Origin of the sequence: Bacillus cereus group sp. MYBK101-2 (genome assembly GCF_051918845.1) — a bacterium.
Lineage (GTDB): Bacteria > Bacillota > Bacilli > Bacillales > Bacillaceae_G > Bacillus_A > Bacillus_A paranthracis.
The window spans coordinates 197290-222346 of sequence record NZ_JBQAIE010000001.1 but is presented as its reverse complement, the minus strand read 5'-3'; the positions used below and the strand labels follow the sequence as shown (position 1 = coordinate 222346).

The window sequence follows — 25057 nt, the reverse complement described above, 5'->3', positions numbered from 1 at the left end:
ATGAAATTACGTGCAAACCGTGTAGGCGAGCAAATGAAAAAAGAATTAGGCGACATCATCAGTCGTAAAATTAAAGATCCACGTGTCGGATTTGTTACTGTAACAGATGTACAAGTGAGTGGAGATTTACAAATTGCTACAGTGTATATTTCTGTTTTAGGTGATGAAGAACAGAAAGAAAGTACACTAAAAGGTTTAGCGAAGGCAAAAGGCTTCATTCGTTCAGAAATTGGCCAACGTATTCGTCTTCGTAAAACACCTGAAATTTCCTTTGAATTTGATGAGTCTATCGGATATGGTCATCGAATTGATACACTTTTACATCAAATTAATAAAGACGGTAAACGTGAAGAATAATGGATAGACATTTGTCTATCCATTTTTTCAATGTAAAATAAGTTTTAGGTAATGATTATGAAAGAATTACGATGAGGTGAACATATATGGAAGGTGTAGTATTATTACATAAGCCAAAAGGCATGACATCACACGATTGTGTATTTAAATTAAGAAAGATATTGCGTGAAAAACGAATTGGTCATACAGGAACATTAGATCCAGATGTAACAGGAGTATTGCCGATTTGTGTTGGGCGAGCAACAAAGATTGTACAATTTTTAACAAGTGAAACGAAAACATATGAAGGTGAAGTGACATTAGGATTTTCAACAACAACTGAAGATGCTTCTGGTGAAGTTGTGGAAACGAAACATGTAGATCGTGTTATTACTCGTAAAGAAGTGGAAGAGGTTCTTGCGGCATTAACAGGTACGATTGAGCAAATGCCTCCGATGTTTTCGGCTGTAAAAGTTAACGGAAAAAAATTATATGAATATGCAAGAGCAGGACAAGAGGTTGAACGTCCAGTTCGTACAATTACAATTCATGAATTTGTATTACTAGATGACCGTGAAGTGTTTGAAGGAGAAAATATTTCATTCCGTTTCCGTGTAACGTGTAGTAAAGGAACATATGTAAGAACGTTAGCCGTAATGATTGGTGAAAAACTTGGTTTTCCATCCCATATGTCTCACCTTGTAAGAACAGCTTCGGGTGAATTTTTATTAGAAGATTGCATATCATTTGAAGAAATTGAAGAAAACGTGCAAAATGAAACAGTAGAGTCTATCTTCATTTCAATTGATGAAGCATTAAGTAAATTCCCAAAAATGGTTGTAGATGAAAAGCAAGCAGAAAAAATAAAAAATGGTATGTTCTTAAAAAATGAATCGCAAATAACGGCGCCATTTATAACAGTGTTTGATAAAAACGATCGCTGCCTTGCAATTTATGAGCACCATCCAAAACACCCTGGTATGCTAAAGCCGATGAAAGTACTTGTGAATAATCAAGAACTAAAGCTATAATGAATTATTGGAAGGATTATTACAGAAAAAGGTGAATTCAAGCGTGAAACTTATTCATTTAACTCATCCACATGAACAAAATAAATTAGAATTACCACCTACTGTAATGGCATTAGGATTTTTTGATGGCATTCATTTAGGACATCAATGTGTGATTCGAACTGCGAAACAAATAGCGGATGAACGAGGATATAAAAGTGCAGTGATGACATTTTATCCGCATCCATCTGTTGTTTTAGGTAAAAAAGAAGCGCATGCCGAGTATATTACACCGATGTGTGATAAAGAAAAAATAGTCGAGAGTTTAGGTATCGATATATTATATGTTGTTAAATTTGATGAATCATTTGCAGGCTTATTGCCACAACAATTTGTAGATGATTATATTATTGGTTTAAATGTAAAGCATGTAGTAGCAGGATTTGATTATTCATATGGACGTTTAGGAAAAGGAAAGATGGAGACTTTACCATTTCATGCAAGAGGGGAGTTTACACAGACTGTGATTGAAAAAGTTGAATTTCAAGAAGAGAAAGTAAGTTCTACAGCATTACGAAAGTTAATTCGAAATGGCGAAATGGAGCAAATTCCATCTATTTTAGGTAGAGCATATACAGTAGCGGGAACGGTTGTACACGGTGATAAACGTGGACGTCAAATTGGTTTCCCCACAGCTAATGTAGGTTTAAGTGATGAGTATCTATTACCACCTGTAGGTGTTTATGCAGTGAGATTACAAGTTCACGATGAATGGTACGATGGTGTATGTAATATTGGATATAAACCAACCTTTAAAGAAGATGAGCGCCAACTATCCATTGAAGTGCACTTATTTGAATTTAACAAAGACATATATGATCAAAATGTTACAGTAGAGTGGCATATGCGTATAAGAGAAGAGAAGAAATTCAATGGCATCGATGAGTTAGTTGAACAAATCGCAAAAGATAAGAAAACAGCACAAGAATATTTTGCGAACGAAAATAATATACTTGCTTTTTCAAATGAAAAGTAGTATTCTATGTTATGTACTTTATGACAACCATTGCTTGGCATTGCGACTCACCGACGCTTGCTAGGTAATCGGGGGTTTAATTAATAGGAGGTGAAATAGGATGGCTTTAACACAAGAGCGTAAAAATGAAATCATTGCACAATTTAGAACTCATGAGACTGATACTGGTTCTCCAGAGGTTCAAATTGCTGTCCTAACGGAGCAAATTAACACTCTAAACGAGCACTTACGTACTCACAAGAAAGATCATCATTCACGTCGTGGTCTATTAAAGATGGTTGGTAAACGTCGTAACTTACTAACTTACCTTCGTAATAGCGATATCACACGTTACCGTGAATTAATCACAAAGCTTGGCTTACGTCGATAGTCAAAGAAGCGGGAATATTCCCGCTTTTTTGTTAGGTAAAAATATATCTTCTACTCTTTATAGCTTACTTCATTTTCGGTAATACTAGAGGTAGAATATTGTGATATACTATCCATTTACATAGAAGAATTGAATACTTTAAATTGAGAGGGGTACTTAAATGAGTCAAGAAAAGCAAGTCTTCTCGATAGATTTAGCTGGTCGCCAGCTAACAGTTGAAACAGGTCAGCTTGCAAAGCAAGCGAACGGAGCAGTATTAGTAAGATATGGCGATACAGCGGTTCTATCTACAGCAACTGCATCAAAAGAAGCAAAAAATGTAGATTTCTTCCCACTTACAGTAAACTATGAAGAGCGTTTATATGCAGTCGGAAAAATTCCTGGCGGTTTCATTAAACGTGAAGGTCGTCCAAGTGAAAAAGCAATTTTGGCAAGTCGTTTAATCGACCGTCCAATTCGTCCACTTTTCGCAGATGGTTTCCGTAACGAAGTACAAGTTGTCAGCATCGTAATGAGTGTTGATCAAGATTGTTCTTCTGAAATGGCAGCTATGCTTGGTTCTTCATTAGCGTTATCGATTTCAGACATTCCATTTGAAGGTCCGATCGCGGGTGCAACAGTTGGTCGTATTAACGGCGAATTCGTTATCAACCCAACAGTAGAACAGCAAGAACAAAGTGATATTCACCTTGTTGTAGCTGGTACGAAAGATGCAATTAACATGGTTGAAGCAGGAGCAGATCAAGTGCCTGAGGAAACAATGTTAGAAGCAATTATGTTTGGCCATGACGAAATTAAACGTCTAATTGCATTCCAAGAAGAGATTGTACAAGCTGTAGGTAAAGAGAAATCAGAAGTGAAACTTTATGAAGTTGACGCTGATCTTAACCAAGCTGTACGTGAAATGGCTGAGAAGGATATGCATTCTGCAATTCAAGTACATGAGAAACATGCACGTGAAGATGCAATTAACGAAGTGAAAAAGCGTGTAATTGAGCATTACGAAGCGCAAGAAGCTGATGCTGATACATTAGGACAAGTAAATGAGATTTTATATAAAATTGTAAAAGAAGAAGTACGTCGTCTTATTACAGTTGAGAAAATCCGCCCAGATGGCCGTAAAGGTGACGAAATCCGTCCATTAGCATCAGAGGTTGGCATTTTATCTCGTACACACGGTTCTGGTTTATTCACACGTGGACAAACACAAGCATTAAGTATTTGTACATTAGGCGCATTAGGCGATGTGCAAATTTTAGATGGCCTTGGTGTAGAAGAATCAAAACGCTTTATGCACCATTACAATTTCCCATCATTTAGTGTTGGTGAAACAAGACCGATGCGTGGACCAGGTCGTCGTGAAATTGGTCACGGTGCACTAGGAGAACGTGCTCTTGAGCCTGTAATTCCATCTGAAAAAGATTTCCCATACACAGTACGTCTTGTATCTGAAGTATTAGAATCAAATGGTTCTACTTCACAAGCGAGTATTTGTGGTAGTACTTTAGCAATGATGGATGCTGGTGTTCCACTTAAAGCTCCAGTTGCAGGTATTGCAATGGGCCTAGTTAAATCAGGTGAGCATTACACAATTTTAACTGATATTCAAGGTATGGAAGATCATTTAGGTGATATGGACTTTAAAGTAGCAGGTACAGCACACGGTGTAACTGCACTACAAATGGACATTAAAATCGATGGTCTATCTCGTGAAATTTTAGAAGAGGCATTACAACAAGCGAAAGTTGGTCGTATGCACATTCTAGATCATATGTTATCTGTAATTGCAGAGCCACGCACTGAATTATCAGCGTACGCTCCAAAGATTATTACAATGACAATTAACCCAGATAAAATCCGTGACGTTATCGGACCAAGCGGTAAACAAATCAATAAAATTATTGAAGAAACTGGCGTTAAAATTGACATCGAGCAAGATGGTACAGTATTCATTTCTTCAATAAATCAAGAAATGAACGACAAAGCTAAGAAAATTATCGAGGATATCGTTCGCGAAGTACAAGTAGGTGAAATCTACGAAGGAAAAGTGAAACGTGTTGAGAAATTCGGTGCTTTCGTTGAATTATTCAGCGGTAAAGATGGATTAGTTCACATTTCTGAACTTGCACTTGAGCGTGTAGGTAAAGTAGAAGACGTTGTGAAAATCGGTGATGTAATTACAGTTAAAGTTATCGAGATTGACAAGCAAGGTCGCGTGAATTTATCTAGAAAAGTATTGCTAAAAGAAGAGCAAGAAAAAGAAGCTGCTAAAGAAGAAAACAAACAAGAGCAGCAATAAGCAAAAGCCAGTTTAACTGGCTTTTTTTGTTATGTAAAAATATGATTTGCATATATTTTTATGTCAGTATAGGTATAGTTTTCATTATAACGCTCAAATTAACAAAGATAAGAAGAAAAATGGTTTTTTATATAGTTAATGGGAGGGTTTATATGAAAGCTCGTATATTGGCATACATATGTATATTCTTTTTATATGTCAGTGTAGGCTCTTATTCCGTTTTTGCACAGGATAACTTATATGAAGAAATTCAAAAGCATGCAAAACAATATGAGATTGCACCGCAAAATGCGATGATTGATAAGATATGGAAAGCAACACCAGGATATAATGGAAAACAAGTTGATATGGAAGCATCCTATAACAATATGAAGAAATTAAAGCAGTTTGATCAAAAACATCTTGAATTCAAGGAAGTATCACCGAGTGTCCACTTAGAAGATTTATCACCAGCACCAATTTATAGAGGTCATCCGGATAAAAAGATGGTCGGGTTAACAATAAATGTGGCATGGGGAAATGAGTATTTGCCTCGTATATTAGAAATATTGAAAAAACATGATGTGAAGGCGACTTTCTTTTTAGAAGGACGTTGGGTGAAAGAAAATTTACGATTTGCAAAAATGATTGTCGATGCAAATCAAGAAGTTGGAAATCATTCTTACACACACCCTAATATGAAAACGTTATCGTCTGATGAAATAAGAGATCAGTTACAAAAAACAAATCGAATGATCGAAGCAGCTACGAATCAAAAGGTAAGATGGTTTGCACCGCCGAGTGGAAGTTTTCGGGATGAAGTCGTGAAAATTGCAGATGATTTTCAAATGGGAACGATTATGTGGACTGTTGATACAATTGATTGGAAGCGACCTGAGCCAGGTGTACTATTGCAGAGAGTAATGAGAAAAATACATCCAGGTGCTATCGTATTAATGCATCCTACTTCGTCCACAACAGAAGCATTAGATACAATGATTACAAAATTGAAGGAACAAGGATATAAAGTAGGGAATATAACAGAATTACTGGATGAAAAACGTGTAGATTAAATACATTTGCATGACATTCATCCTTAAACTTGTTATCATTAAATAATAGCATTTATTTAGAGAAACTGGCAGTAGGAGGAAAGTTTTTGATTAAAAAATATACTTGTAAAAATGGTGTAAGAATAGTTATGGAGAATATACCAACTGTAAGATCGGTTGCGATTGGTATTTGGATCCATGCAGGATCAAGAAATGAAAATGAAAAAAATAACGGGATTTCTCACTTTTTAGAGCATATGTTCTTTAAAGGAACAGAAACACGTAGTGCACGTGAAATTGCAGAATCATTTGATAGCATTGGTGGGCAAGTGAATGCTTTTACTTCAAAAGAATACACTTGTTACTATGCAAAAGTGCTAGACGAGCATGCTAAATATGCTTTAGATGTATTAGCAGATATGTTCTTTAATTCAACATTTGATGAAGAAGAACTGAAAAAAGAGAAGAATGTCGTATGTGAAGAAATTAAAATGTACGAAGATGCTCCAGATGATATTGTGCATGATATGTTAACGAAAGCAACATATGAAACGCATCCGCTTGGATATCCTATTTTAGGAACAGAAGAAACGCTTAATACGTTTACAGGTGATACGCTACGTCAATATATTAAGGATCATTACACACCTGAAAATGTAGTTGTATCAATTGCAGGAAATATTGATGAAGCCTTTTTACAAACAGTAGAGCAATATTTCGGTAGTTATGAAGGAACGACAAACCGTGAACAAGTACATAGCCCAATTTTCCATTTTAATAAGGTAGCACGTAAAAAGGAAACAGAACAAGCTCATTTATGTTTAGGATATAAAGGCTTACAAATGGGACACGAAGATATTTATAACTTAATTGTATTAAATAACGTTTTAGGCGGTAGTATGAGTAGCCGTTTATTCCAAGAAGTACGTGAGCAACGCGGGTTAGCTTACTCAGTATTTTCTTACCATTCTTCTTATGAAGATACAGGTATGTTAACGCTCTATGGTGGAACAGGTAGCCAACAATTAGATACACTGTATGAAACAATGCAAGAAACATTAGAAACATTGAAAAATACAGGTATTACAGAAAAAGAGCTTATGAATAGTAAAGAACAATTAAAAGGAAACTTAATGTTAAGTTTAGAAAGTACGAATAGTCGTATGAGCCGTAATGGTAAAAATGAATTGCTACTTCGTAAGCACCGTTCACTTGATGAGATTATTGAAAGTGTAAACACTGTAACGAAAGAAAATGTAGATGAGTTAATTCGTAACATGTTTACAGATGAATTTTCTGCAGCATTAATTAGTCCAGATGGAAAACTTCCAAAAGGAATAAAACTGTAATTACTATATATGATTTAAAAATAACCGTATCTCTTTTAAATGAGATACGGTTATTTTTTGTGGGTATATAGAATAGGTACTAATTATGGATAACTTAAATGAATAATTTGGGTAGGGGGAGAGAGTATGCGATTAAGTGAACTAAGTGGGAAAGAAATTGTTAATTTAGAAAGAGCAGAAAAAATGGGGGTTTTAGGTTATGTGGATTTAGAGATTGATGAGAAGGATGGACAAATACAGGCTCTTATTATACCTGCTGGGAAATGGGGAGGTTTTAAAAAGGAACCACAAGAAATAAGAGTAGCATGGAGTCAAATAAAAAAAGTGGGTCATGATATGATTCTTTGCGATATTACAGATCGTTCAAATTCGAAGTGAAAGATGGCCATTTTGGTCATCTTTTTTTGTTCATTTTACTCAGAGCAAAATCCAACAGAATATCTTTTCCTATGCCGAATTTTGAGGTAGGGCCTTCCCACATACAAATAGCGGGATACATGATAGGTGCTTTTTGTTTTTCAATCACCTAAAACTCGTACATTACATATGATGTGGAGGAAAAAGAAAAAGTAGGCACTTTTCTTATAAATGACAGAAAAAGAAGGTGAATTAGGGAATGTTGACTGAGATGCATATTGCTGTCATAGGAGGAGATGCAAGACAGCTAGAAGTAATTCGCAAGCTCGTTGAATTGGATGCGAAACTTTCATTGATAGGGTTTGATCAGTTAGACCATGGCTTCACAGGGGCAGCAAAAGAAAGTATACAAAATTTAGATTTCACTTCTGTAGATGCAATTATTTTGCCAGTTGCAGGTACAAATGCCAAGGGAGAAGTAGATACTATTTTTTCAAACGAAAAAGTTTCTATAACGAAAGAACAAATTGAAAATACACCAGAACATTTTACTATATATTCAGGTATTGGTACGCCTTACTTGGAAAATCTCGTATCTACTACAAACCGTAAACTAATTAAATTATTTGATCGTGATGATGTGGCAATCTACAATTCTATACCAACTGTAGAAGGTACATTAATGATGGTAATTCAACATACCGACTATACAATTCATGGTTCTAATGTAATGGTTTTAGGATTTGGTAGAACAGGGATGAGCGTTGCCAGAGCATTTCAATCATTAGGAGCCCATGTCAAAGTTGGAGCAAGACGATCGGAACATATTGCACGTATTACAGAAATGATGTTTTCTCCTTTTCATATGCAGGACATTGAGAAAGAAGTAGGGGATATCGATATTGTCATTAATACAATTCCGCATCTCGTTGTGACAGCGAATGTCATTTCAAAAATGCCGGCTCATACGTTAGTAATTGATTTAGCTTCTAAACCAGGTGGTACCGACTTTAGATATGCGGAAAAAAGGGGAGTTAAAGCGCTGTTAGCACCTGGATTACCAGGTATTGTTGCTCCAAAAACAGCAGGACAAATTTTAGCGAACGTTCTTTCTCAGTTATTAGCAGAAGATGTAATTGCAAGAAAGGAGAATGGGGAATGAATTTAAAAGGGAAAAGAATAGGGTTTGGTTTTACTGGTTCACATTGTACGTACGAAGAAGTAATGCCTCATTTAGAAAAGTTAATTGCTGAGGGAGCTGAAGTGCGTCCAGTTGTTTCTTACACTGTTCAATCAACAAATACGAGATTTGGAGAAGGGGCAGAGTGGATTAAAAAGATTGAAGAAGTAACAGGTTTTAAAGCGATTAATTCAATCGTTGGCGCAGAACCGCTAGGACCTAAAATTCCACTAGATTGTATGGTAATTGCACCACTAACAGGAAATTCTATGAGTAAATTTGCTAATGCAATGACAGACTCTCCGGTATTAATGGCAGCGAAAGCGACGCTAAGAAATGGTAAGCCCGTCGTATTGGCTGTTTCGACGAATGATGCGTTGGGACTTAATGGGGTAAATCTCATGCGCCTAATGGCCACAAAAAACATCTACTTCGTCCCATTCGGTCAAGACGCACCAGAGAAAAAACCAAATTCAATGGTAGCTCGCATGGAGTTACTGGAAGATACAGTATTAGAAGCGCTGCAAGGGAAGCAATTGCAACCGGTTGTCGTAGAAAAATTCAGATATATGAATTAAAAAACGAAAAAAAACGGACAATTTTTGATGAAACCATCATTCTTACTGTAGAATATGATAAAATTAACGTTATTAAGATTAGAAGGGGTATTGTATACTCCTTCTCATTCTAAGTTATAGAAGGATTGGTATCTAGAAAGGGGCATAGTGATGGAAAAGCAAAAAACTTTTCATGTCGCTGTAGTTGGAGCAACCGGCGCAGTTGGTGAACAAATGTTAAATACTTTAGAGAAACGAGAATTTCCAATTGGGAAGTTAACGTTACTTTCATCTAAACGATCTGCAGGTAAGAAACTTGTATTTAAAGGCGAAGAATTTACAGTTCAAGAGGCAACTCCTGAAAGTTTTGAAGGAGTAGATATCGCACTATTTAGTGCTGGTGGATCTGTATCAAAACAATTAGCGCCAGAAGCAGCAAAGCGCGGTGCGATTGTTGTTGATAATACAAGTGCATTCCGTATGACAGAAAACGTGCCACTTGTTGTACCTGAAGTAAATGAAAACGACTTAAAAGAACATAACGGTATTATTGCAAATCCAAACTGTTCTACAATTCAAATGGTAGTAGCTCTTGAGCCAGTTCGTCAGCAATATGGTTTAAAACGAGTAATCGTTTCCACATATCAAGCTGTATCAGGTGCTGGTGCGGCAGCGATTGAAGAACTTCATGAACAATCACAAGCAATCTTAAATGGTGAAGAAGTAAAGGCGAATGTTTTACCTGTATCAGGTGATAAGAAACATTTCCCGATTGCTTTCAACGCGATTCCACAGATTGATAAGTTCCAAGATAATGGATTTACATTTGAAGAAATGAAAATGATTAATGAAACGAAAAAAATTATGCATATGCCAGAGCTAGAAGTAGCGGCAACATGTGTACGTTTACCAGTTGTATCAGGTCACTCTGAGTCTGTTTACATTGAAGTAGAAAAAGAAGGCGTAACAGTAGAGGAATTAAAGAACTTACTTGCAAATGCGGAAGGTATCGTTCTGCAAGATAACCCAGAAGAGCAATTATATCCAATGCCAGCTACTGCAGTAGGTAAAAACGAAGTATTCGTTGGAAGAATCCGTAAAGATTTAAATAACGATAAAGGATTCCATCTTTGGGTCGTATCTGATAACTTATTAAAAGGCGCTGCATGGAATTCTGTTCAAATTGCAGAGCGCTTAGTAAAATTACAATTAGTGTAAACGGCTAAGAGAAGGTGCAAAATATGAAAATTATTGTTCAAAAATTTGGTGGCACATCTGTACGTGATGAAAATGGACGTAAGCATGCGCTTCATCATATAAAAAAATCGCTAGATGCGGGTTATAAAGTAGTTACAGTCGTATCTGCTATGGGCCGTAAAGGTGAACCATATGCAACTGATACGTTGTTAAGTCTTGTAAATCAAGAGGAATCTCACATTTCTAATCGTGAGCAAGATTTATTATTATCATGCGGAGAATTAATCTCAGCAATCGTTTTCTCTAACATGTTAAATGAGAACGGTATAAAAGCGGCGGCATTAAATGGTGCACAAGCTGGTTTTGTAACAAATGATGATTTTACAAATGCTAAGATTATTGAAATGAATTGTGATCGTATACACGAAGAGCTAGAAAATGTAGATGTAATCGTTGTGACAGGATTCCAAGGACAAACGAAAAAAGGTGATACGACAACACTTGGACGCGGAGGTAGTGATACTTCAGCTTCAGCTTTAGGTGTTGCGCTTCATGCTGAATATATCGATATCTTCACAGATGTAGAAGGTGTGATGACTGCGGATCCTCGCATTGTAAAAGATGCACGTCATCTTCAAACTGTAACGTATAACGAAATTTGTAACATGGCATACCAAGGTGCAAAAGTCGTTCATCCACGTGCAGTTGAAATTGCGATGCATGCAAAAGTACCGCTTCGTGTACGTTCTACGTACTCTGATAGTGAAGGTACGCTTATTTCAGCATCTGACGGCGCTACAAAAGGCCGTGATGTAGAAGAACGTCCTGTTACAGGTATTGCACATGTATCAAATGTGACGCAAATTAAAGTACTTGCAAAAGAAACAGCATATGATTTGCAGCAGCATGTGTTTAAAGAAATGGCGAATGAAGGAATCAGTGTCGATTTAATTAACATTTCACCTACTGGGGTAGCTTATACGGTGAGTGATAATGTATCAAATCGTGCAGTTGAACTATTACAAAACCTTGGATATGAGCCAATTGTGACAGAGCATTGTGCGAAAGTATCTATTGTAGGAGCTGGAATGGCAGGATACCCAGGGGTTACTGCGAAAATCGTTACAGCTTTAGCTGAAAAAGGTATTCAAATTCTGCAATCAGCAGATAGTCATACAACTATTTGGGTTCTTGTAAAAGAAACTGATTTAGTGGAGGCTGTAAATGCATTACATAGTGCGTTTGAGCTTTCAAAAGAAAAGCAACTGGAACAATAAGGAGTGAGACCATGATAGATTTTGGGACAATTGCAACCGCGATGGTAACACCGTTTGATATAAACGGCAATATCGATTTTGCAAAGACAACGAAATTGGTAAATTATTTAATTGATAACGGTACAACAGCAATCGTGGTAGGAGGAACGACAGGAGAATCTCCTACATTAACTTCAGAAGAAAAAGTAGCGTTATATCGCCATGTCGTATCTGTTGTCGATAAAAGGGTGCCCGTAATCGCTGGAACAGGTAGCAATAATACGCATGCTTCTATTGACTTAACGAAAAAAGCAACAGAGGTTGGTGTTGATGCAGTAATGCTAGTAGCACCGTATTATAACAAACCGAGTCAAGAAGGAATGTATCAGCACTTTAAAGCAATTGCTGAAAGCACGCCACTTCCGGTTATGCTATATAACGTTCCAGGACGATCTATTGTACAAATCTCCGTTGATACAGTTGTTCGTTTATCAGAAATAGAAAACATTGTTGCGATTAAAGATGCAGGCGGCGATGTGTTAACAATGACAGAAATCATTGAAAAAACAGCGGACGACTTTGCAGTATACAGCGGTGATGACGGTTTAACGTTACCAGCTATGGCAGTTGGAGCGAAAGGTATCGTTTCTGTAGCATCTCATGTTATCGGAAATGAAATGCAAGAAATGATTGCAGCATTCCAAGCAGGTGAATTTAAGAAGGCGCAAAAATTACATCAATTACTTGTAAGAGTAACGGATTCATTATTTATGGCGCCAAGCCCAACACCAGTAAAAACAGCATTACAAATGGTTGGATTAGATGTAGGTTCTGTACGTTTACCACTTCTTCCGTTAACAGAAGAAGAGAGAGTAACGCTACAATCTGTTATGCAATCTATCCCTCGTTAATAAAAAATGACCTAGTGTAGAACTAGGTCATTTTTTATTTGTATGAAAGTCTTTCCCTCTCTTTTCTTATCTTACCTATATATGTTTTTATAAGATCATTAACTGGTTTTTCATTATATATTGCAACATGTAAAAGAAAATAATCGTAACTCTTTAAAGGAATTAAAAAGTCATAGTTATTTATAGAATGAACGCTTATATAAACGTAATAAAGTACCAATTCTATTTTTGAGAGTAATTACTTCAAATATGACGTAATTCATAAAAAAACTCCATTTTATAAGTTTTTTTGTTCAATTCTAGAAAAATAAGTCTTGAAAATCTATATTATGAAATAAATTTAGAGTATTTATAGCTATTTCTTCAAAACGATATGGGGTACGAAATCGGAGTAAATATAAAGGACATCAGTTCGATAAGTTTGTTGGGAATGCGTTCTTTTCCTTTTTCTTTCGCACGATTTAACTTGTGTTCTATTTCTTGTATCAGGTATAATATGGCTAAGTAGCTTAGTACGGGTATGCTTAGCAAAATTGGTAAAAATTATAATTTGATTACATTTTCATATCATATCGAATAAGATATTTGATTTATATAATGAAAGAGAGGTGAAACCTGGTTTAAAAAATAAACAAGGACATGATATCGCATAACGGTAAGGACATTCGTCTTGGACGGTGAATATATGGTGGTTGTAGAGTTTCCCCTGGTGTCTCTGCAATTTTAGTGAAATCAGTGTTTGAAAGATTTTTAAACCAGGCAACAACATGAAGAGAAAAGAGAATGAGTCTGTTAAAGTATTTGCTCTTGGTGGAGTAGGTGAAATCGGGAAAAACATGTACTGTGTTGAAATTGATTCTGAAATCTTTATTGTAGATGCAGGGTTAATGTTCCCGGGAGATGAAATGTTTGGAATTGATATCGTTATTCCTGATATTACATATTTAGTAGAAAACCAAGAGCGAGTAAAAGGTTTATTTATTACTCACGGTCATGAAGATCATATTGGTGGCATTGTTTACGTACTTCGTAAATTATCAATTCCAGTGTATGCAACGAAATTAACGGTAGGACTTATACAAGAAAAACTTGGCGAAGCGGGTATGTTAGGCCGTGTAGATTTAAAAACAATCGATTCAAATTCAACAGTAGAATTTAATACTACAACGGTGTCGTTCTTTGGAACAACACATAGTATTCCAGATTCTGTTGGTGTTTGTTTCCATACATCAAAAGGTGCGATCGTATATACGGGAGACTTTAAATTCGATCAAACTCCAATTGGAAATAGTGGAGCAGACCTTGGGAAAATGGCTCAAATCGGAAATGAAGGCGTTCTATGCTTATTATCTGATAGTACAAATGCTGAGCGTCCAGGCTATACAGGTTCTGAAAAAGAAGTTGGTGTAGAAATTTCTAAAGTGTTTTACGGCGCAGAAGGACGTATTATCGTTGCTTCATTTGCATCGAATGTACATCGTATTCAACAAGTATTTGATGCAGCTGCTGAAACAGGACGAAAAGTAGCGGTTGTAGGACGTAGTATGGTGAAAGTGGTAGATATCGCAAGACGTCTTGGTTATTTAGATGTTCCAGAAGGTATGGTTATTTCACTACAAGAAGTAGACAATTTCCCAGAGAAAAAGGTAGCTATTTTAACGACAGGTAGCCAAGGTGAACCGATGGCAGCCCTTTCTAGAATGGCAAAGCAAGCTCATAAACAAATTTCAATTCGTAAAGGTGATACGGTTATTATCGCGGCATCTCCAATTCCAGGTAATGAAATATCTGTATCGAAAATTATTGATTTGTTATTTAGAGCGGGAGCTGAAGTTGTTTATTACGGTGAAAGAAAAGTTCACGTTTCAGGTCACGGTAGCCAAGAAGAATTAAAATTAATGTTAAATTTAATGAAACCGAAATATTTTGTACCCGTACATGGTGAGTTCCGTATGCAAAAAGCACATGCATACTTAGCTGAAGATGTAGGTATTGCAAGAGAAAATATCTTTATTGTAGAAAAAGGCGATGTAATTGGTTTTGGTGATGATGAAGCGAACTTAGTTGGCAAAGTGCAAGCTGGCAATGTGTTAATTGATGGATTAGGTGTAGGTGATGTTGGTAATATCGTTCTTCGAGATAGAAAAATGTTATCTCAAGATGGAATATTAGTAGTTGTTGTAACACTGGGTAAAGATGAAAAGAAAATTATCTCTGGTCCAGAAATCATTTCACGTGGATTTGTATATGTACGTGAATCAGAAGCGTTAATTGACCGTTCTACAGAGATTGTACGTATGATTGTTGAGCAATCAATTAAAGAATATTCAATTGAATGGTCTATGTTAAAACAAAATATTCGTGAATTATTAGGACAGTTCTTGTACGAAGAGACGAAGAGAAAACCTATGATTTTACCGATTATTATGGAAGTATAAAAAAGATCACCTTTACGGGTGATTTTTTTTTCTTTTTCACTCTATCGAATGAAATTTATAACTTAAGAAATACTAATTATATACGAGTGAAAGGGGATGCGATATGACAGAACGTGATCGTTATACAAATGAAGAGAAAGAGGCTGAGCCGAAAGAAACCGGAAAAGAAGCTTCAATAGTGGAAAAAATTCAGCAGCTTGGACAAACGAATGTACCGCAAATGAATGAATCACGTATTCATTGTTTAACAATTGTTGGACAGGTGGAAGGTCATGTTCAGTTGCCACCGCAAAATAAAACAACGAAATATGAGCATATTATTCCGCAAATTGTTGCGATTGAACAAAATCCGAAAATTGAAGGCTTGCTTTTAGTGTTAAATACAGTTGGAGGTGACGTTGAAGCTGGGCTAGCAATTTCTGAGATGGTCGCTTCACTTTCAAAACCGACAGTATCTTTAGTTTTAGGTGGAGGGCATTCTATCGGTGTACCGATTGCCGTTTCTACAGACTATTCATTTATTGCAGAAACTGCGACGATGACAATTCATCCGATTCGTCTAACAGGTCTTGTTATAGGTGTGCCGCAAACATTTGAGTATTTAGATAAAATGCAAGAAAGAGTCATTCGCTTTGTGACGAAGCATTCGAAAGTAACGGAAGATCGTTTTAAAGAGCTTATGTTTGCGAAAGGGAATTTGACGCGAGATATTGGTACGAATGTAATTGGTGGAGATGCAGTGAAGTACGGTCTTATAGATGATGTCGGTGGTATTGGAAATGCGATTCGAAAATTAAACGAATTAATAGATGGTCGCGCGGATGATCATGCAGAAGGGACAATGTTACAATGATTTTATATACAATTATGCCAGAGCAAATCGTGTATCCAGCCGATTATTCGCAATGTGAAAGTCAAAAAGTCGTAAATATAAATGGTGTTGAATTAATGGTTTCAGAAGAAGAACATGGGTATTATTCTATTGTACGCGTGTTAAGTACGGATCCGCTTCACTACTTAGAGTTTGAGCCGGGACAGAAAATAACCTTTTAGCAAAAAGAAGGATTTTGTTTAGAAGCTATGGTATAATATAAAAAACAAGACGGTTGAGCAGCCATGAGAGGGCTGCTTTCTTCTGTTTATTTAACATTTTACAAGAAGTGTAAAAATAGAAGATATAAAGACCTGAAAAAATAGAGAAAACAAACATATAAGCAGAGTTTTTTAGGAAGTTTTACTTATATGTAGAACACGAGGTGAAGAAATGGCAAAACAAAAGCAAAGAGGGACGAAGGCAAAGGCAAGACGTACGATAAAGCCAACTTTGTATTATGAAATCGTCGGTTTAACTCTTTTTGCACTTTCAATCATTACGATTTTACAGCTAGGCGTTGTAGGAAAATCGTTTGTGTTATTTTTTCGCTTCTTCTTTGGTGAGTGGTACATAATTGGTGTGTTAGGTGTAATAGCTTTATCCGTTTCATTCGTTATAAAACGTGGATGGCCGAACCTTTTAAATAAACGGCTAATCGGTTTTTATTTAATAGTATTGGCGATATTAATGTTTAGTCATATTACATTATTTAACCTTCTTACGAAAGATGGAGCAGTGCAAAATACTTCTGTTATTGTAAGTACGAAAGATAATTTCTTTCTTGAAATGAAAAAAGGGCCAGATAGCGTTCATTTAGGTGGTGGCATGTTTGGTGCACTTATGTTCGCCACTTGTTACTTCTTATTTGACGAAGTAGGAGCTTATATTATTGGTATTATTTTAGTTATTCTCGGTATACTTTGTATAACAAATAAGCATATTGGAGAAGTGTTAGCTCCAGTTGGTAGAATTCTTAGAAGTCAATTTCAAGTGATGCAAGGGGACTATAAAGATTGGAGAGCCAAAAGAACGGCTGAACAAACAGAAAAGAAAAAAACAACAAGAAGCACAAGGAGCAAACGTGCGGCAGAACATGAAGAAATTATTGAGCCGATGGAAGAAATCTCAATTGATCCTCCGATTATTTCGAATTTCACTGAGAATTATCCTGTAAATGAAGAAGAGGATAAACGAATTGAAGTAGAGGGAGAAGAGTTAATCACTTCACCGTTTATTGAAGAGGCTCCACCAGTTGAAGAGCCGAAGAAAAAGCGTGGAGAAAAAATCGTTGAATCGCTAGAGGGGGAAACACAAGCACCTCCTATGCAATTTTCAAATGTAGAAAATAAAGATTACAAGCTTCCTGCGCTTGATATATTGAAATTTCCAAAGAATAAGCAAGTTACAAATGAAAATGCGGAAATTTATGAGAATGCTCGTAAATTAGAACGTACTTTCCAAAGCTTTGGAGTGAAAGCGAAAGTAACAAAAGTACATAGAGGTCCTGCAGTCACAAAATATGAAGTGTATCCTGATATGGGAGTAAAGGTAAGCAAAATCGTCGGTTTAAGTGATGATTTAGCGCTTGCTTTAGCTGCAAAGGACATTCGTATTGAAGCTCCAATTCCCGGGAAATCAGCTGTAGGGATTGAAGTTCCGAACTCAGAAGTTTCTATGGTAACACTTAGGGAAGTTCTTGATTCTAAGGCTAATAATCATCCAGAAGAGAAGTTGTTGATTGGTCTTGGACGAGATATTACAGGTGAAGCTGTATTAGCCCGCTTAAATAAAATGCCCCATTTACTAGTGGCAGGTGCTACAGGTAGCGGGAAGAGTGTATGTATTAACGGTATTATTGTTAGTATTTTAATGCGTGCAAAACCACATGAAGTAAAATTAATGATGATTGATCCGAAAATGGTAGAGTTAAATGTATATAACGGTGTGCCTCATTTGTTAACACCAGTTGTAACGGATCCGAAAAAAGCATCACAGGCATTGAAAAAAGTTGTAAGTGAAATGGAGCGTCGTTATGAGTTATTTGCTCATAGTGGCACGCGAAATATTGAAGGATATAATGATTATATAAAAGAGCATAATAATCAATCAGAAGCGAAACAACCGGAATTACCTTATATTGTCGTAATTGTGGACGAGTTAGCAGATTTAATGATGGTTGCTTCGTCGGATGTAGAGGATGCGATTATGCGTCTAGCGCAAATGGCTCGTGCTGCCGGTATTCATTTAATTATTGCAACGCAACGTCCATCAGTTGATGTAATTACGGGAGTTATTAAAGCGAATATTCCGTCACGTATTGCATTCGCTGTATCTTCTCAAACAGATTCTCGTACAATTCTTGACGGCGGTGGGGCAGAGAAACTGCTAGGTCGTGGGGATATGCTATTTATACCAATTGGTGCGTCGAAGCCTGTACGTGTACAAGGTGCGTTTTTATCAGATGATGAAGTTGAGAGAGTTGTAGAATATGTTATTGGTCAGCAAAAAGCGCAATATCAAGAAGATATGATTCCGCAAGATGTTCCTGATACGAAGCAGGAAGTAGAAGATGAATTATATGATGAAGCAGTTCAGCTCGTAGTGGAAATGCAAACAGCCTCTGTTTCTATGTTGCAACGTAGGTTTAGAGTTGGTTATACCCGTGCTGCCCGATTAATTGATGCAATGGAAATGAATGGTGTAGTAGGTCCGTATGAAGGTAGTAAACCACGTGAAGTGCTCATTAATGATGTACAAGAAAAAAGTTCATAAAAAAAGCCTAATTGTTTTTACAATTAGGCTTTTTTATATGCTGGTTTTGTTATATACTATATTCAGTAATAAAGAAAGGGCTTACATTAAAGGCGATTCTTTAGAATACGAATACTTTGGTGTGGTTTTTTGTGAATGTTCGATATTTAATGTAGAAAATTGTTAAATTTTGTTGACACGTATGGGAGCAAGTGGTAAGATTACTTCGAAAAGAATCACTGCCTCATATAATCTTGGAGATAAGGTCCATAAGTTTCTACCTGGCAACCATGAATTGCTAGACTATGAGGGGAAAAGTGTGTAACAAAGGATGTAAGAGATCTTTGTGCCGAACTTTTTCTCGCTATGAGGAATGTTTATGGTGCAAAGTTTTTTTTATGCAGTAAAGAGTGAAAATTTCATCTTAAAAAATTATTAATATTTATTCGACAATTATGCTTGTTTTTAGTATTTAGCAATTTTTATTATGTTGTAAGTTGAAAAAAGAGAAAAGAAGTCTTACATCAGAGGTCGAATAATTGAAATGCGGGGGAGTCTTATGTCAGTAAAATCTGATAGTCGTCACCTATATTTACGGGTGATTGATCACATCAAAGAAAAAATTAAAGATGGGGCTTACAAAGAAAGACAAAAGTTACCATCAGAGTTTGATTTAGCGAAAGAACTTGGCGTAAGTAGAGCGACTTTAAGGGAGGCGCTGCGTATTTTAGAAGAAGAAAATGTTGTCATTCGCAGACATGGTGTAGGAACATTTGTAAATGCAAAGCCGTTATTTTCTTCTGGGATTGAACAACTTTCTAGTATTACAGATATGATTTCTAGTGTGGGGAAAACACCAGGAACTATCTTTTTATCATCATCTACAACAAGTTTAACAGAAGAAGAAAAAGAGAAGTTTAATAGTGAAGATGGTTTTAATGCAGTGATGATTGAGCGTGTGCGTACAGCAGATGGGGAACCTGTTGTATATTGTATCGATAAACTTGCAAAAGAAATATTGCCAGATTTATCGGGATACAACGAAGAATCATTGCTTACAGTGATACATAACAATACGCACAAACGTATCACATACGCAGTTGCTCACATTGAGCCGATTGGCTATCATCCGAAAATCTCACCTATTTTGGAATGTGAACCGGAAACGGCACTGCTAGTGTTAAAACAAATGCACTATGATCAAAATGATGAGCCAATCTTATATTCTATCAATTATTTTAGAGCTGATAAGTTTAGCTTCCACGTATTAAGAAAACGTATGTAGGTGAGTTCCTTTTTAGGGAGGTGACAGCAAGAAGTTAGGGACAGCAGCGTATAAAAAAATAGACAAATCATTTCAGGAGGGGTTTCTAGTATGAAGAAAAAAACAGGTCTTTTATTATCATTAACATTAGCAGCAAGTGCGGTGTTAGGTGCATGTGGTAACTCGGATAAAGCGAGTAGCGACAAAAAAGAGTTTAAGGTTGGTATGGTTACAGATGTTGGGGGCGTTGATGACAAATCATTTAACCAATCAGCTTGGGAAGGTTTAACGAAGTTCGGTAAAGACAATGACTTAAAGAAAAATGAAGGATATCGTTATCTTCAATCTAGTAAAGATGCGGATTATATCCCGAATTTAACGAAATTTGCGAAAGATCATTATAACACAACATTTGGTATTGGTTACTTAATGGAAAAATCAATTGCAAAGGTAGCTGAACAATATCCAAAAGAGCAATTTGCGATTGTAGATACAGTTGTAGAGAAGCCGAACGTAACAAGTATTACATTTAAAGACCATGAAGGTTCATTCCTAGTTGGTGCTGTAGCAGCGATGACGACAAAATCAAATAAAGTTGGGTTTGTTGGTGGTGTAAAAAGCCCATTAATTACAAAATTTGAATCAGGCTTTAAAGCTGGTGCAAAAGCAGTAAATCCAAATATCGAAATCGTATCACAATATGCTGATGCATTTGATAAACCAGAAAAAGGCTCTGTATTAGCTTCAGCAATGTACGGTGGTGGAGTTGACGTAATTTATCATGCTTCAGGTGCAACTGGTAACGGTGTATTCACAGAAGCGAAAAACCGTAAGAAAAAAGGTGAAAACGTTTGGGTAATCGGTGTTGACCGTGACCAAAATCAAGAAGGTATGCCTGAAAACGTAACTTTAACATCAATGGTAAAACGTGTTGATATTGCAGTAGCAAAAGTAGCACAAGAAGCGAAAGATGGTAAATTAAAAGGCGGTAAAGTAGAAGAATTCGGATTAAAAGATGACGGTGTTGGTATTGCGAAATCTACTGACAATGTGAAAAAAGTAAATCCAGAAATCTTAACAAAAGTAGAAGAGCTTGAGAAGAAAATCACTGACGGTGAAATTAAAGTCCCTGCAACTGACGAAGAATATAAAACATATGAAGCTTCTCTAAAGAAATAATAATAGAGAAATAGCAAAGGTTAGTTCGTAGAACTAACCTTTGCATATATAAAAATACTTTTAATAGAGTGTAATTAGGGAGTGTTCCCTGCTAAAAGGAGGAACAAAATGGAATACGTAATTGAGATGAACAATATTACAAAAGTATTCCCAGGCATTGTAGCGAATGACGATATTACGCTGCAAGTAAAACAGGGAGAAATACATGCTTTACTTGGAGAAAATGGTGCAGGGAAATCCACATTGATGAATGTACTATTTGGTTTGTACCAACCAGAACAAGGTGAAATTAAAATTAAAGGAAAACCTGTAAAAATTACAAATCCGAATATAGCAAATGACCTTGGTATTGGGATGGTCCATCAGCATTTTATGCTTGTTCATAATTTTACAGTTACAGAGAATATTATTCTTGGAAATGAGCCGAAGAAAAACGGGAAAATTGCTGTTGAAGAAGCGGCAAAAGAAATTAAGCAATTATCTGAACAGTATGGTTTGGCTGTTGATCCACATGCGAAAATTGAAGATATTTCTGTTGGGATGCAGCAAAGGGTTGAAATATTAAAGACTCTTTATCGTGGTGCTGAGATTTTAATATTTGATGAGCCAACCGCGGTGTTAACTCCTCAAGAAATTCATGAGTTGATTCAAATTATGAAAAAGCTTGTGCAAGAGGGGAAATCTATCATCCTTATTACACATAAGTTAAAAGAAATTATGGAAGTTTGCGATCGTTGTACAATTATTCGTAAAGGTAAGGGGATTGGTACTGTTGATGTAGCGGAAACGGATGAGCATAAACTTGCAGAGTTAATGGTCGGACGTCAAGTGAATTTTAAAACAGAAAAAATAGAAGCTAAACCAATGGAAGAAGTACTATCTATTGCAAACCTAATTGTTCATGATACGCGCAAGTTACCTGCTGTAAAAGGCCTTGACTTAACTGTTCGTGCAGGAGAAATCGTTGGGATTGCAGGGATTGATGGAAATGGTCAAAGTGAATTAATAGAGGCGATTACTGGTTTACGAAAAGTTGAGTCAGGTTCTATTGCAATTAAAGGAAAAGAAATAACGAATTGGCCTGTTCGAAGAATAACAGAAGAGGGGATTGGTCATATTCCTGAAGACCGCCATAAACACGGACTTGTTCTCGATTTTTCTGTTCGGGACAATATTGTTTTACAAACATACTATAAAAATCCATTTTCAAAGAAAGGGATTTTAAATTTTAGTAAAATTACAGAAAAAGCGAAAGCACTTATTGAACAGTTTGATGTACGTACACCTAGTGAACAAACGTTAGCTCGTGCTCTATCTGGTGGAAACCAACAAAAGGCAATTATTGCACGTGAGGTAGATCGTAATCCAGATTTATTAATTGCAGCACAGCCGACACGTGGTTTAGATGTAGGTGCGATTGAATTTATTCATAAAAAATTAATTGAGCAGAGAGATAATGGTAAGGCAGTATTGCTTTTATCTTTAGAACTGGATGAAATTTTAAATGTAAGCGATCGAGTGGCTGTTATATATGAAGGGAAAATTGTAGCGATTGTCGATGCGAAAGAAACAAATGAACAACAGCTTGGATTATTAATGGCCGGCGGGACAGGGAAAGAGAAGGTGAACACAAATGGCTAAAAAATTTTTAACAGAACGAACAATTAATATTTTAGTACCTGTGTTATCCGTAGTTTTCGGTTTACTTGTTGGTGCCATTGTAATGTTAGTTAGTGGATATGATCCAATTGTTGGATATGCCGCGCTTTGGGAAGGGATGGTTGGCAATCCACAAGCTATCGGTGAGACGTTGCGTACGATGATTCCGCTTGTATTAGCTGGTCTTTCAGTAGCATTTGCATTTCGTACAGGTCTTTTCAATATTGGGGTGGAAGGACAGTTATTAGTTGGGTGGCTCGCTGCTGTTTGGTTTGGATATGCAGTGTCGTTACCAGCAATTTTGCATATTCCGTTATCTATTTTAGTGGCGGCAATTGTCGGCGGTTTATGGGGTTTTATACCTGGATATTTAAAAGGGAAACTTAAAGTAAATGAAGTAATTGTTACAATTATGATGAACTACATTGCACTTTATGTTACGTATGATCTTATTAAACGTTTTATCCACGAAGGTAATGAAAAATCTTATGACGTACAAGCAAGTGCTTCGTTAGCTTCTGATTGGTTATCTTCATTGACAGATGGATCTCGTTTACACTGGGGAATTGTTGTGGCTATTATCATTGCGATTGTAATGTGGTTCTTATTAGATAGAACAACGTTAGGGTATGAATTAAAATCGGTTGGTTTTAACCAAAATGCCTCTCAATACGCAGGAATGAAAGTATCGCGTAATGTTGTATTATCAATGACAATTGCTGGTGCTTTTGCAGGAATTGGTGGAGCTATGGAAGGATTAGGGACATTCCAAAGTATGACAGCAATGTCTTCGTTTACTGGTATTGGATTTGATGGGATTGCGGTAGCACTTTTAGGCGGAAATAATCCATTTGGTATACTATTAGCGGCTTTACTGTTTGGTGGTTTGAAAAGTGCAGCACCACAAATGAATTTCGAAGCAGATGTACCTTCGGAGTTAATTAACGTTATTATTGCATGTATTATTTTCTTTGTAGCGTGCAGTTATGTTTTACGCTGGGCACTTACACGCATGAGCAAGGAGGGGAAATAAATGAGCTTTTTAGATATTTTAGCCATTCTTGTGACGGGTACGTTATATACGGCAGCGCCACTTATTTTTACGGCGTTAGGTGGAGTGTTCAGTGAACGTTCTGGAGTTGTAAATATAGCGTTAGAAGGTTTAATGTTATTTGGTGCATTTATTGGTATTGTTACAACGTTATTAATGGGTGATACGTGGGGATCGATGACTCCTTGGATTGCATTATTATTTGCAGCAATTGGTAGTGGATTGTTTGCACTTCTTCACGCAGTAGCATCCATTACATTCCGTGCAGATCAAGTAGTGAGCGGAGTAGCAATTAACTTCTTAGCACTTGGTTTAACAGTATTTGCGATTAAGAAAATCTTTGGCAAAGGACAAACTGATTTCATTCAATACCGCATTGAAAAAATCGATGTTCCGGGTCTTTCGGATATTCCGGTAATCGGAAAAATCTTTTTCTCTAATGTACCGTTAACATCATATATTGCTATTATTTTAGCGTTTGTCGTTTGGTATATCATTTATAAAACGCCGTTCGGTCTTCGTCTTCGTGCGGTTGGTGAGCATCCAATGGCAGCGGATACGATGGGGATTAACGTATATAAAATGCGTTATATTGCAGTTGCTATATCTGGAATGTTTGCAGGAGTTGGTGGAGCGGTCTTCGCTATGTCGATTTCTGGTAACTTCTCAGGTGCTACAATTACTGGACAAGGTTTCTTGGCGTTAGCAGCAATGATTTTCGGTAAATGGAATCCACTCGGTGCTCTTGGAGCGGCTCTGTTCTTCGGATTTGCTCAATCATTAGGAATAACAGGCGGTACAATTCCAGTACTAAAAGAAATTCCAAGTGTATTCTTAACGATATTGCCGTATGTATTCACAATATTAGCGCTTGTTGGTTTTGTAGGTCGTTCTGAAGCTCCGAAAGCATTAGGAACTCCTTATGAAAAAGGAAAACGATAAGTATAAAAAA

At 36.5% G+C, this 25057-nt stretch carries 22 protein-coding genes and 1 riboswitch; all 22 genes read left to right on the top strand.

Annotation, left to right across the window (positions count from 1 at the left end; genetic code table 11):
* The 22 genes from rbfA (at position 1) to ACTFSI_RS00955 (ending at position 25047) form a co-directional block, all read left to right on the top strand.
* Positions 1–357, top strand: coding sequence for a 30S ribosome-binding factor RbfA (rbfA, locus tag ACTFSI_RS01060; RefSeq protein WP_000776445.1), 357 nt, complete (start codon positions 1–3; stop codon positions 355–357).
* An 86-nt stretch (positions 358–443) separates the two neighbouring features.
* A complete protein-coding gene (gene truB, locus ACTFSI_RS01055; RefSeq protein WP_440045209.1) occupies positions 444–1367 on the top strand; it encodes a tRNA pseudouridine(55) synthase TruB in 924 nt (307 codons plus the stop codon).
* A gap of 43 nt (positions 1368–1410) precedes the next feature.
* Positions 1411–2382 (top strand): bifunctional riboflavin kinase/FAD synthetase, encoded by a 972-nt coding sequence (gene ribF / locus ACTFSI_RS01050; RefSeq protein ID WP_000766720.1) that lies wholly within the window; start codon positions 1411–1413, stop codon positions 2380–2382.
* Between the two features lie 100 nt (positions 2383–2482).
* Entirely contained in the window at positions 2483–2752 is a 270-nt protein-coding gene (rpsO, locus tag ACTFSI_RS01045) for a 30S ribosomal protein S15 (protein WP_001229392.1), read from the top strand.
* Positions 2753–2912: 160 nt separating this feature from the next.
* A complete protein-coding gene (pnp, locus tag ACTFSI_RS01040) occupies positions 2913–5051 on the top strand; it encodes a polyribonucleotide nucleotidyltransferase (RefSeq protein WP_000076746.1) in 2139 nt (712 codons plus the stop codon).
* A gap of 152 nt (positions 5052–5203) precedes the next feature.
* Positions 5204–6103 carry a polysaccharide deacetylase family protein gene (locus ACTFSI_RS01035; RefSeq protein ID WP_138321243.1) on the top strand — a complete coding sequence of 300 codons (900 nt, stop codon included), beginning with the start codon at positions 5204–5206 and terminating at the stop codon, positions 6101–6103.
* A gap of 86 nt (positions 6104–6189) precedes the next feature.
* Positions 6190–7431, top strand: a complete 1242-nt coding sequence (locus ACTFSI_RS01030; RefSeq protein WP_000592994.1) for a M16 family metallopeptidase — start codon at positions 6190–6192, stop codon at positions 7429–7431.
* 126 nt (positions 7432–7557) lie between these two features.
* Positions 7558–7809 (top strand): YlmC/YmxH family sporulation protein, encoded by a 252-nt coding sequence (locus ACTFSI_RS01025; RefSeq protein WP_001239750.1) that lies wholly within the window; start codon positions 7558–7560, stop codon positions 7807–7809.
* A gap of 238 nt (positions 7810–8047) precedes the next feature.
* A complete protein-coding gene (gene dpaA / locus ACTFSI_RS01020) occupies positions 8048–8950 on the top strand; it encodes a dipicolinic acid synthetase subunit A (RefSeq protein WP_000954733.1) in 903 nt (300 codons plus the stop codon).
* Entirely contained in the window at positions 8947–9546 is a 600-nt protein-coding gene (dpaB, locus tag ACTFSI_RS01015; protein ID WP_001049480.1) for a dipicolinate synthase subunit B, read from the top strand. Before dpaA ends, dpaB begins: the two co-directional genes overlap by 4 nt.
* Positions 9547–9696: 150 nt before the next feature.
* Positions 9697–10743 carry an aspartate-semialdehyde dehydrogenase gene (gene asd / locus ACTFSI_RS01010; protein ID WP_000414848.1) on the top strand — a complete coding sequence of 349 codons (1047 nt, stop codon included), beginning with the start codon at positions 9697–9699 and terminating at the stop codon, positions 10741–10743.
* Positions 10744–10766: 23 nt separating this feature from the next.
* Positions 10767–11999 (top strand): aspartate kinase, encoded by a 1233-nt coding sequence (gene dapG, locus ACTFSI_RS01005; RefSeq protein ID WP_000692473.1) that lies wholly within the window; start codon positions 10767–10769, stop codon positions 11997–11999.
* Between the two features lie 11 nt (positions 12000–12010).
* The gene (gene dapA / locus ACTFSI_RS01000; RefSeq protein ID WP_000564761.1) at positions 12011–12889 is read left to right on the top strand and encodes a 4-hydroxy-tetrahydrodipicolinate synthase; all 879 of its coding nucleotides are present in this window, start codon (positions 12011–12013) and stop codon (positions 12887–12889) included.
* A gap of 767 nt (positions 12890–13656) precedes the next feature.
* Positions 13657–15327 (top strand): ribonuclease J, encoded by a 1671-nt coding sequence (locus ACTFSI_RS00995; RefSeq protein WP_000823085.1) that lies wholly within the window; start codon positions 13657–13659, stop codon positions 15325–15327.
* A 103-nt stretch (positions 15328–15430) separates the two neighbouring features.
* A complete protein-coding gene (tepA, locus tag ACTFSI_RS00990; protein ID WP_000139814.1) occupies positions 15431–16180 on the top strand; it encodes a translocation-enhancing protein TepA in 750 nt (249 codons plus the stop codon).
* Entirely contained in the window at positions 16177–16380 is a 204-nt protein-coding gene (locus ACTFSI_RS00985; RefSeq protein WP_000605016.1) for a YlzJ-like family protein, read from the top strand. The genes tepA and ACTFSI_RS00985 overlap by 4 nt, the downstream gene beginning before the upstream one ends.
* A 211-nt stretch (positions 16381–16591) precedes the next feature.
* Complete coding sequence (locus tag ACTFSI_RS00980; RefSeq protein WP_138321245.1) at positions 16592–18973, top strand: DNA translocase FtsK; 2382 nt, start codon at positions 16592–16594, stop codon at positions 18971–18973.
* 203 nt (positions 18974–19176) lie between these two features.
* Positions 19177–19278: riboswitch (purine riboswitch) on the top strand.
* Positions 19279–19511: 233 nt separating this feature from the next.
* Positions 19512–20237 carry a GntR family transcriptional regulator gene (locus ACTFSI_RS00975; protein ID WP_000114176.1) on the top strand — a complete coding sequence of 242 codons (726 nt, stop codon included), beginning with the start codon at positions 19512–19514 and terminating at the stop codon, positions 20235–20237.
* Positions 20238–20327: 90 nt separating this feature from the next.
* On the top strand, positions 20328–21395 hold the full coding sequence (locus ACTFSI_RS00970; RefSeq protein WP_000730591.1) for a BMP family lipoprotein: 1068 nt from the start codon (positions 20328–20330) through the stop codon (positions 21393–21395).
* A 108-nt stretch (positions 21396–21503) separates the two neighbouring features.
* On the top strand, positions 21504–23036 hold the full coding sequence (locus ACTFSI_RS00965) for an ABC transporter ATP-binding protein (protein ID WP_000456919.1): 1533 nt from the start codon (positions 21504–21506) through the stop codon (positions 23034–23036).
* On the top strand, positions 23029–24087 hold the full coding sequence (locus ACTFSI_RS00960; protein ID WP_001074499.1) for an ABC transporter permease: 1059 nt from the start codon (positions 23029–23031) through the stop codon (positions 24085–24087). The genes ACTFSI_RS00965 and ACTFSI_RS00960 overlap by 8 nt, the downstream gene beginning before the upstream one ends.
* Positions 24088–25047, top strand: a complete 960-nt coding sequence (locus tag ACTFSI_RS00955; RefSeq protein ID WP_000008842.1) for an ABC transporter permease — start codon at positions 24088–24090, stop codon at positions 25045–25047.
* Positions 25048–25057: the final 10 nt, after the last annotated feature.

What these genes read in the sequence shown, in the direction of transcription:
- rbfA (WP_000776445.1), top strand. Translation starts at nt 1, where the DNA reads ATGAAATTACGTGCAAACCGTGTAGGCGAGCAAATGAAAAAAGAATTA.
- truB (WP_440045209.1), top strand. Translation starts at nt 444, where the DNA reads ATGGAAGGTGTAGTATTATTACATAAGCCAAAAGGCATGACATCACAC.
- rpsO (WP_001229392.1), top strand. Translation starts at nt 2,483, where the DNA reads ATGGCTTTAACACAAGAGCGTAAAAATGAAATCATTGCACAATTTAGA.
- pnp (WP_000076746.1), top strand. Translation starts at nt 2,913, where the DNA reads ATGAGTCAAGAAAAGCAAGTCTTCTCGATAGATTTAGCTGGTCGCCAG.
- ACTFSI_RS01035 (WP_138321243.1), top strand. Translation starts at nt 5,204, where the DNA reads ATGAAAGCTCGTATATTGGCATACATATGTATATTCTTTTTATATGTC.
- ACTFSI_RS01025 (WP_001239750.1), top strand. Translation starts at nt 7,558, where the DNA reads ATGCGATTAAGTGAACTAAGTGGGAAAGAAATTGTTAATTTAGAAAGA.
- dpaA (WP_000954733.1), top strand. Translation starts at nt 8,048, where the DNA reads ATGTTGACTGAGATGCATATTGCTGTCATAGGAGGAGATGCAAGACAG.
- dpaB (WP_001049480.1), top strand. Translation starts at nt 8,947, where the DNA reads ATGAATTTAAAAGGGAAAAGAATAGGGTTTGGTTTTACTGGTTCACAT.
- asd (WP_000414848.1), top strand. Translation starts at nt 9,697, where the DNA reads ATGGAAAAGCAAAAAACTTTTCATGTCGCTGTAGTTGGAGCAACCGGC.
- dapG (WP_000692473.1), top strand. Translation starts at nt 10,767, where the DNA reads ATGAAAATTATTGTTCAAAAATTTGGTGGCACATCTGTACGTGATGAA.
- dapA (WP_000564761.1), top strand. Translation starts at nt 12,011, where the DNA reads ATGATAGATTTTGGGACAATTGCAACCGCGATGGTAACACCGTTTGAT.
- ACTFSI_RS00995 (WP_000823085.1), top strand. Translation starts at nt 13,657, where the DNA reads ATGAAGAGAAAAGAGAATGAGTCTGTTAAAGTATTTGCTCTTGGTGGA.
- tepA (WP_000139814.1), top strand. Translation starts at nt 15,431, where the DNA reads ATGACAGAACGTGATCGTTATACAAATGAAGAGAAAGAGGCTGAGCCG.
- ACTFSI_RS00985 (WP_000605016.1), top strand. Translation starts at nt 16,177, where the DNA reads ATGATTTTATATACAATTATGCCAGAGCAAATCGTGTATCCAGCCGAT.
- ACTFSI_RS00980 (WP_138321245.1), top strand. Translation starts at nt 16,592, where the DNA reads ATGGCAAAACAAAAGCAAAGAGGGACGAAGGCAAAGGCAAGACGTACG.
- ACTFSI_RS00975 (WP_000114176.1), top strand. Translation starts at nt 19,512, where the DNA reads ATGTCAGTAAAATCTGATAGTCGTCACCTATATTTACGGGTGATTGAT.
- ACTFSI_RS00970 (WP_000730591.1), top strand. Translation starts at nt 20,328, where the DNA reads ATGAAGAAAAAAACAGGTCTTTTATTATCATTAACATTAGCAGCAAGT.
- ACTFSI_RS00965 (WP_000456919.1), top strand. Translation starts at nt 21,504, where the DNA reads ATGGAATACGTAATTGAGATGAACAATATTACAAAAGTATTCCCAGGC.
- ACTFSI_RS00960 (WP_001074499.1), top strand. Translation starts at nt 23,029, where the DNA reads ATGGCTAAAAAATTTTTAACAGAACGAACAATTAATATTTTAGTACCT.
- ACTFSI_RS00955 (WP_000008842.1), top strand. Translation starts at nt 24,088, where the DNA reads ATGAGCTTTTTAGATATTTTAGCCATTCTTGTGACGGGTACGTTATAT.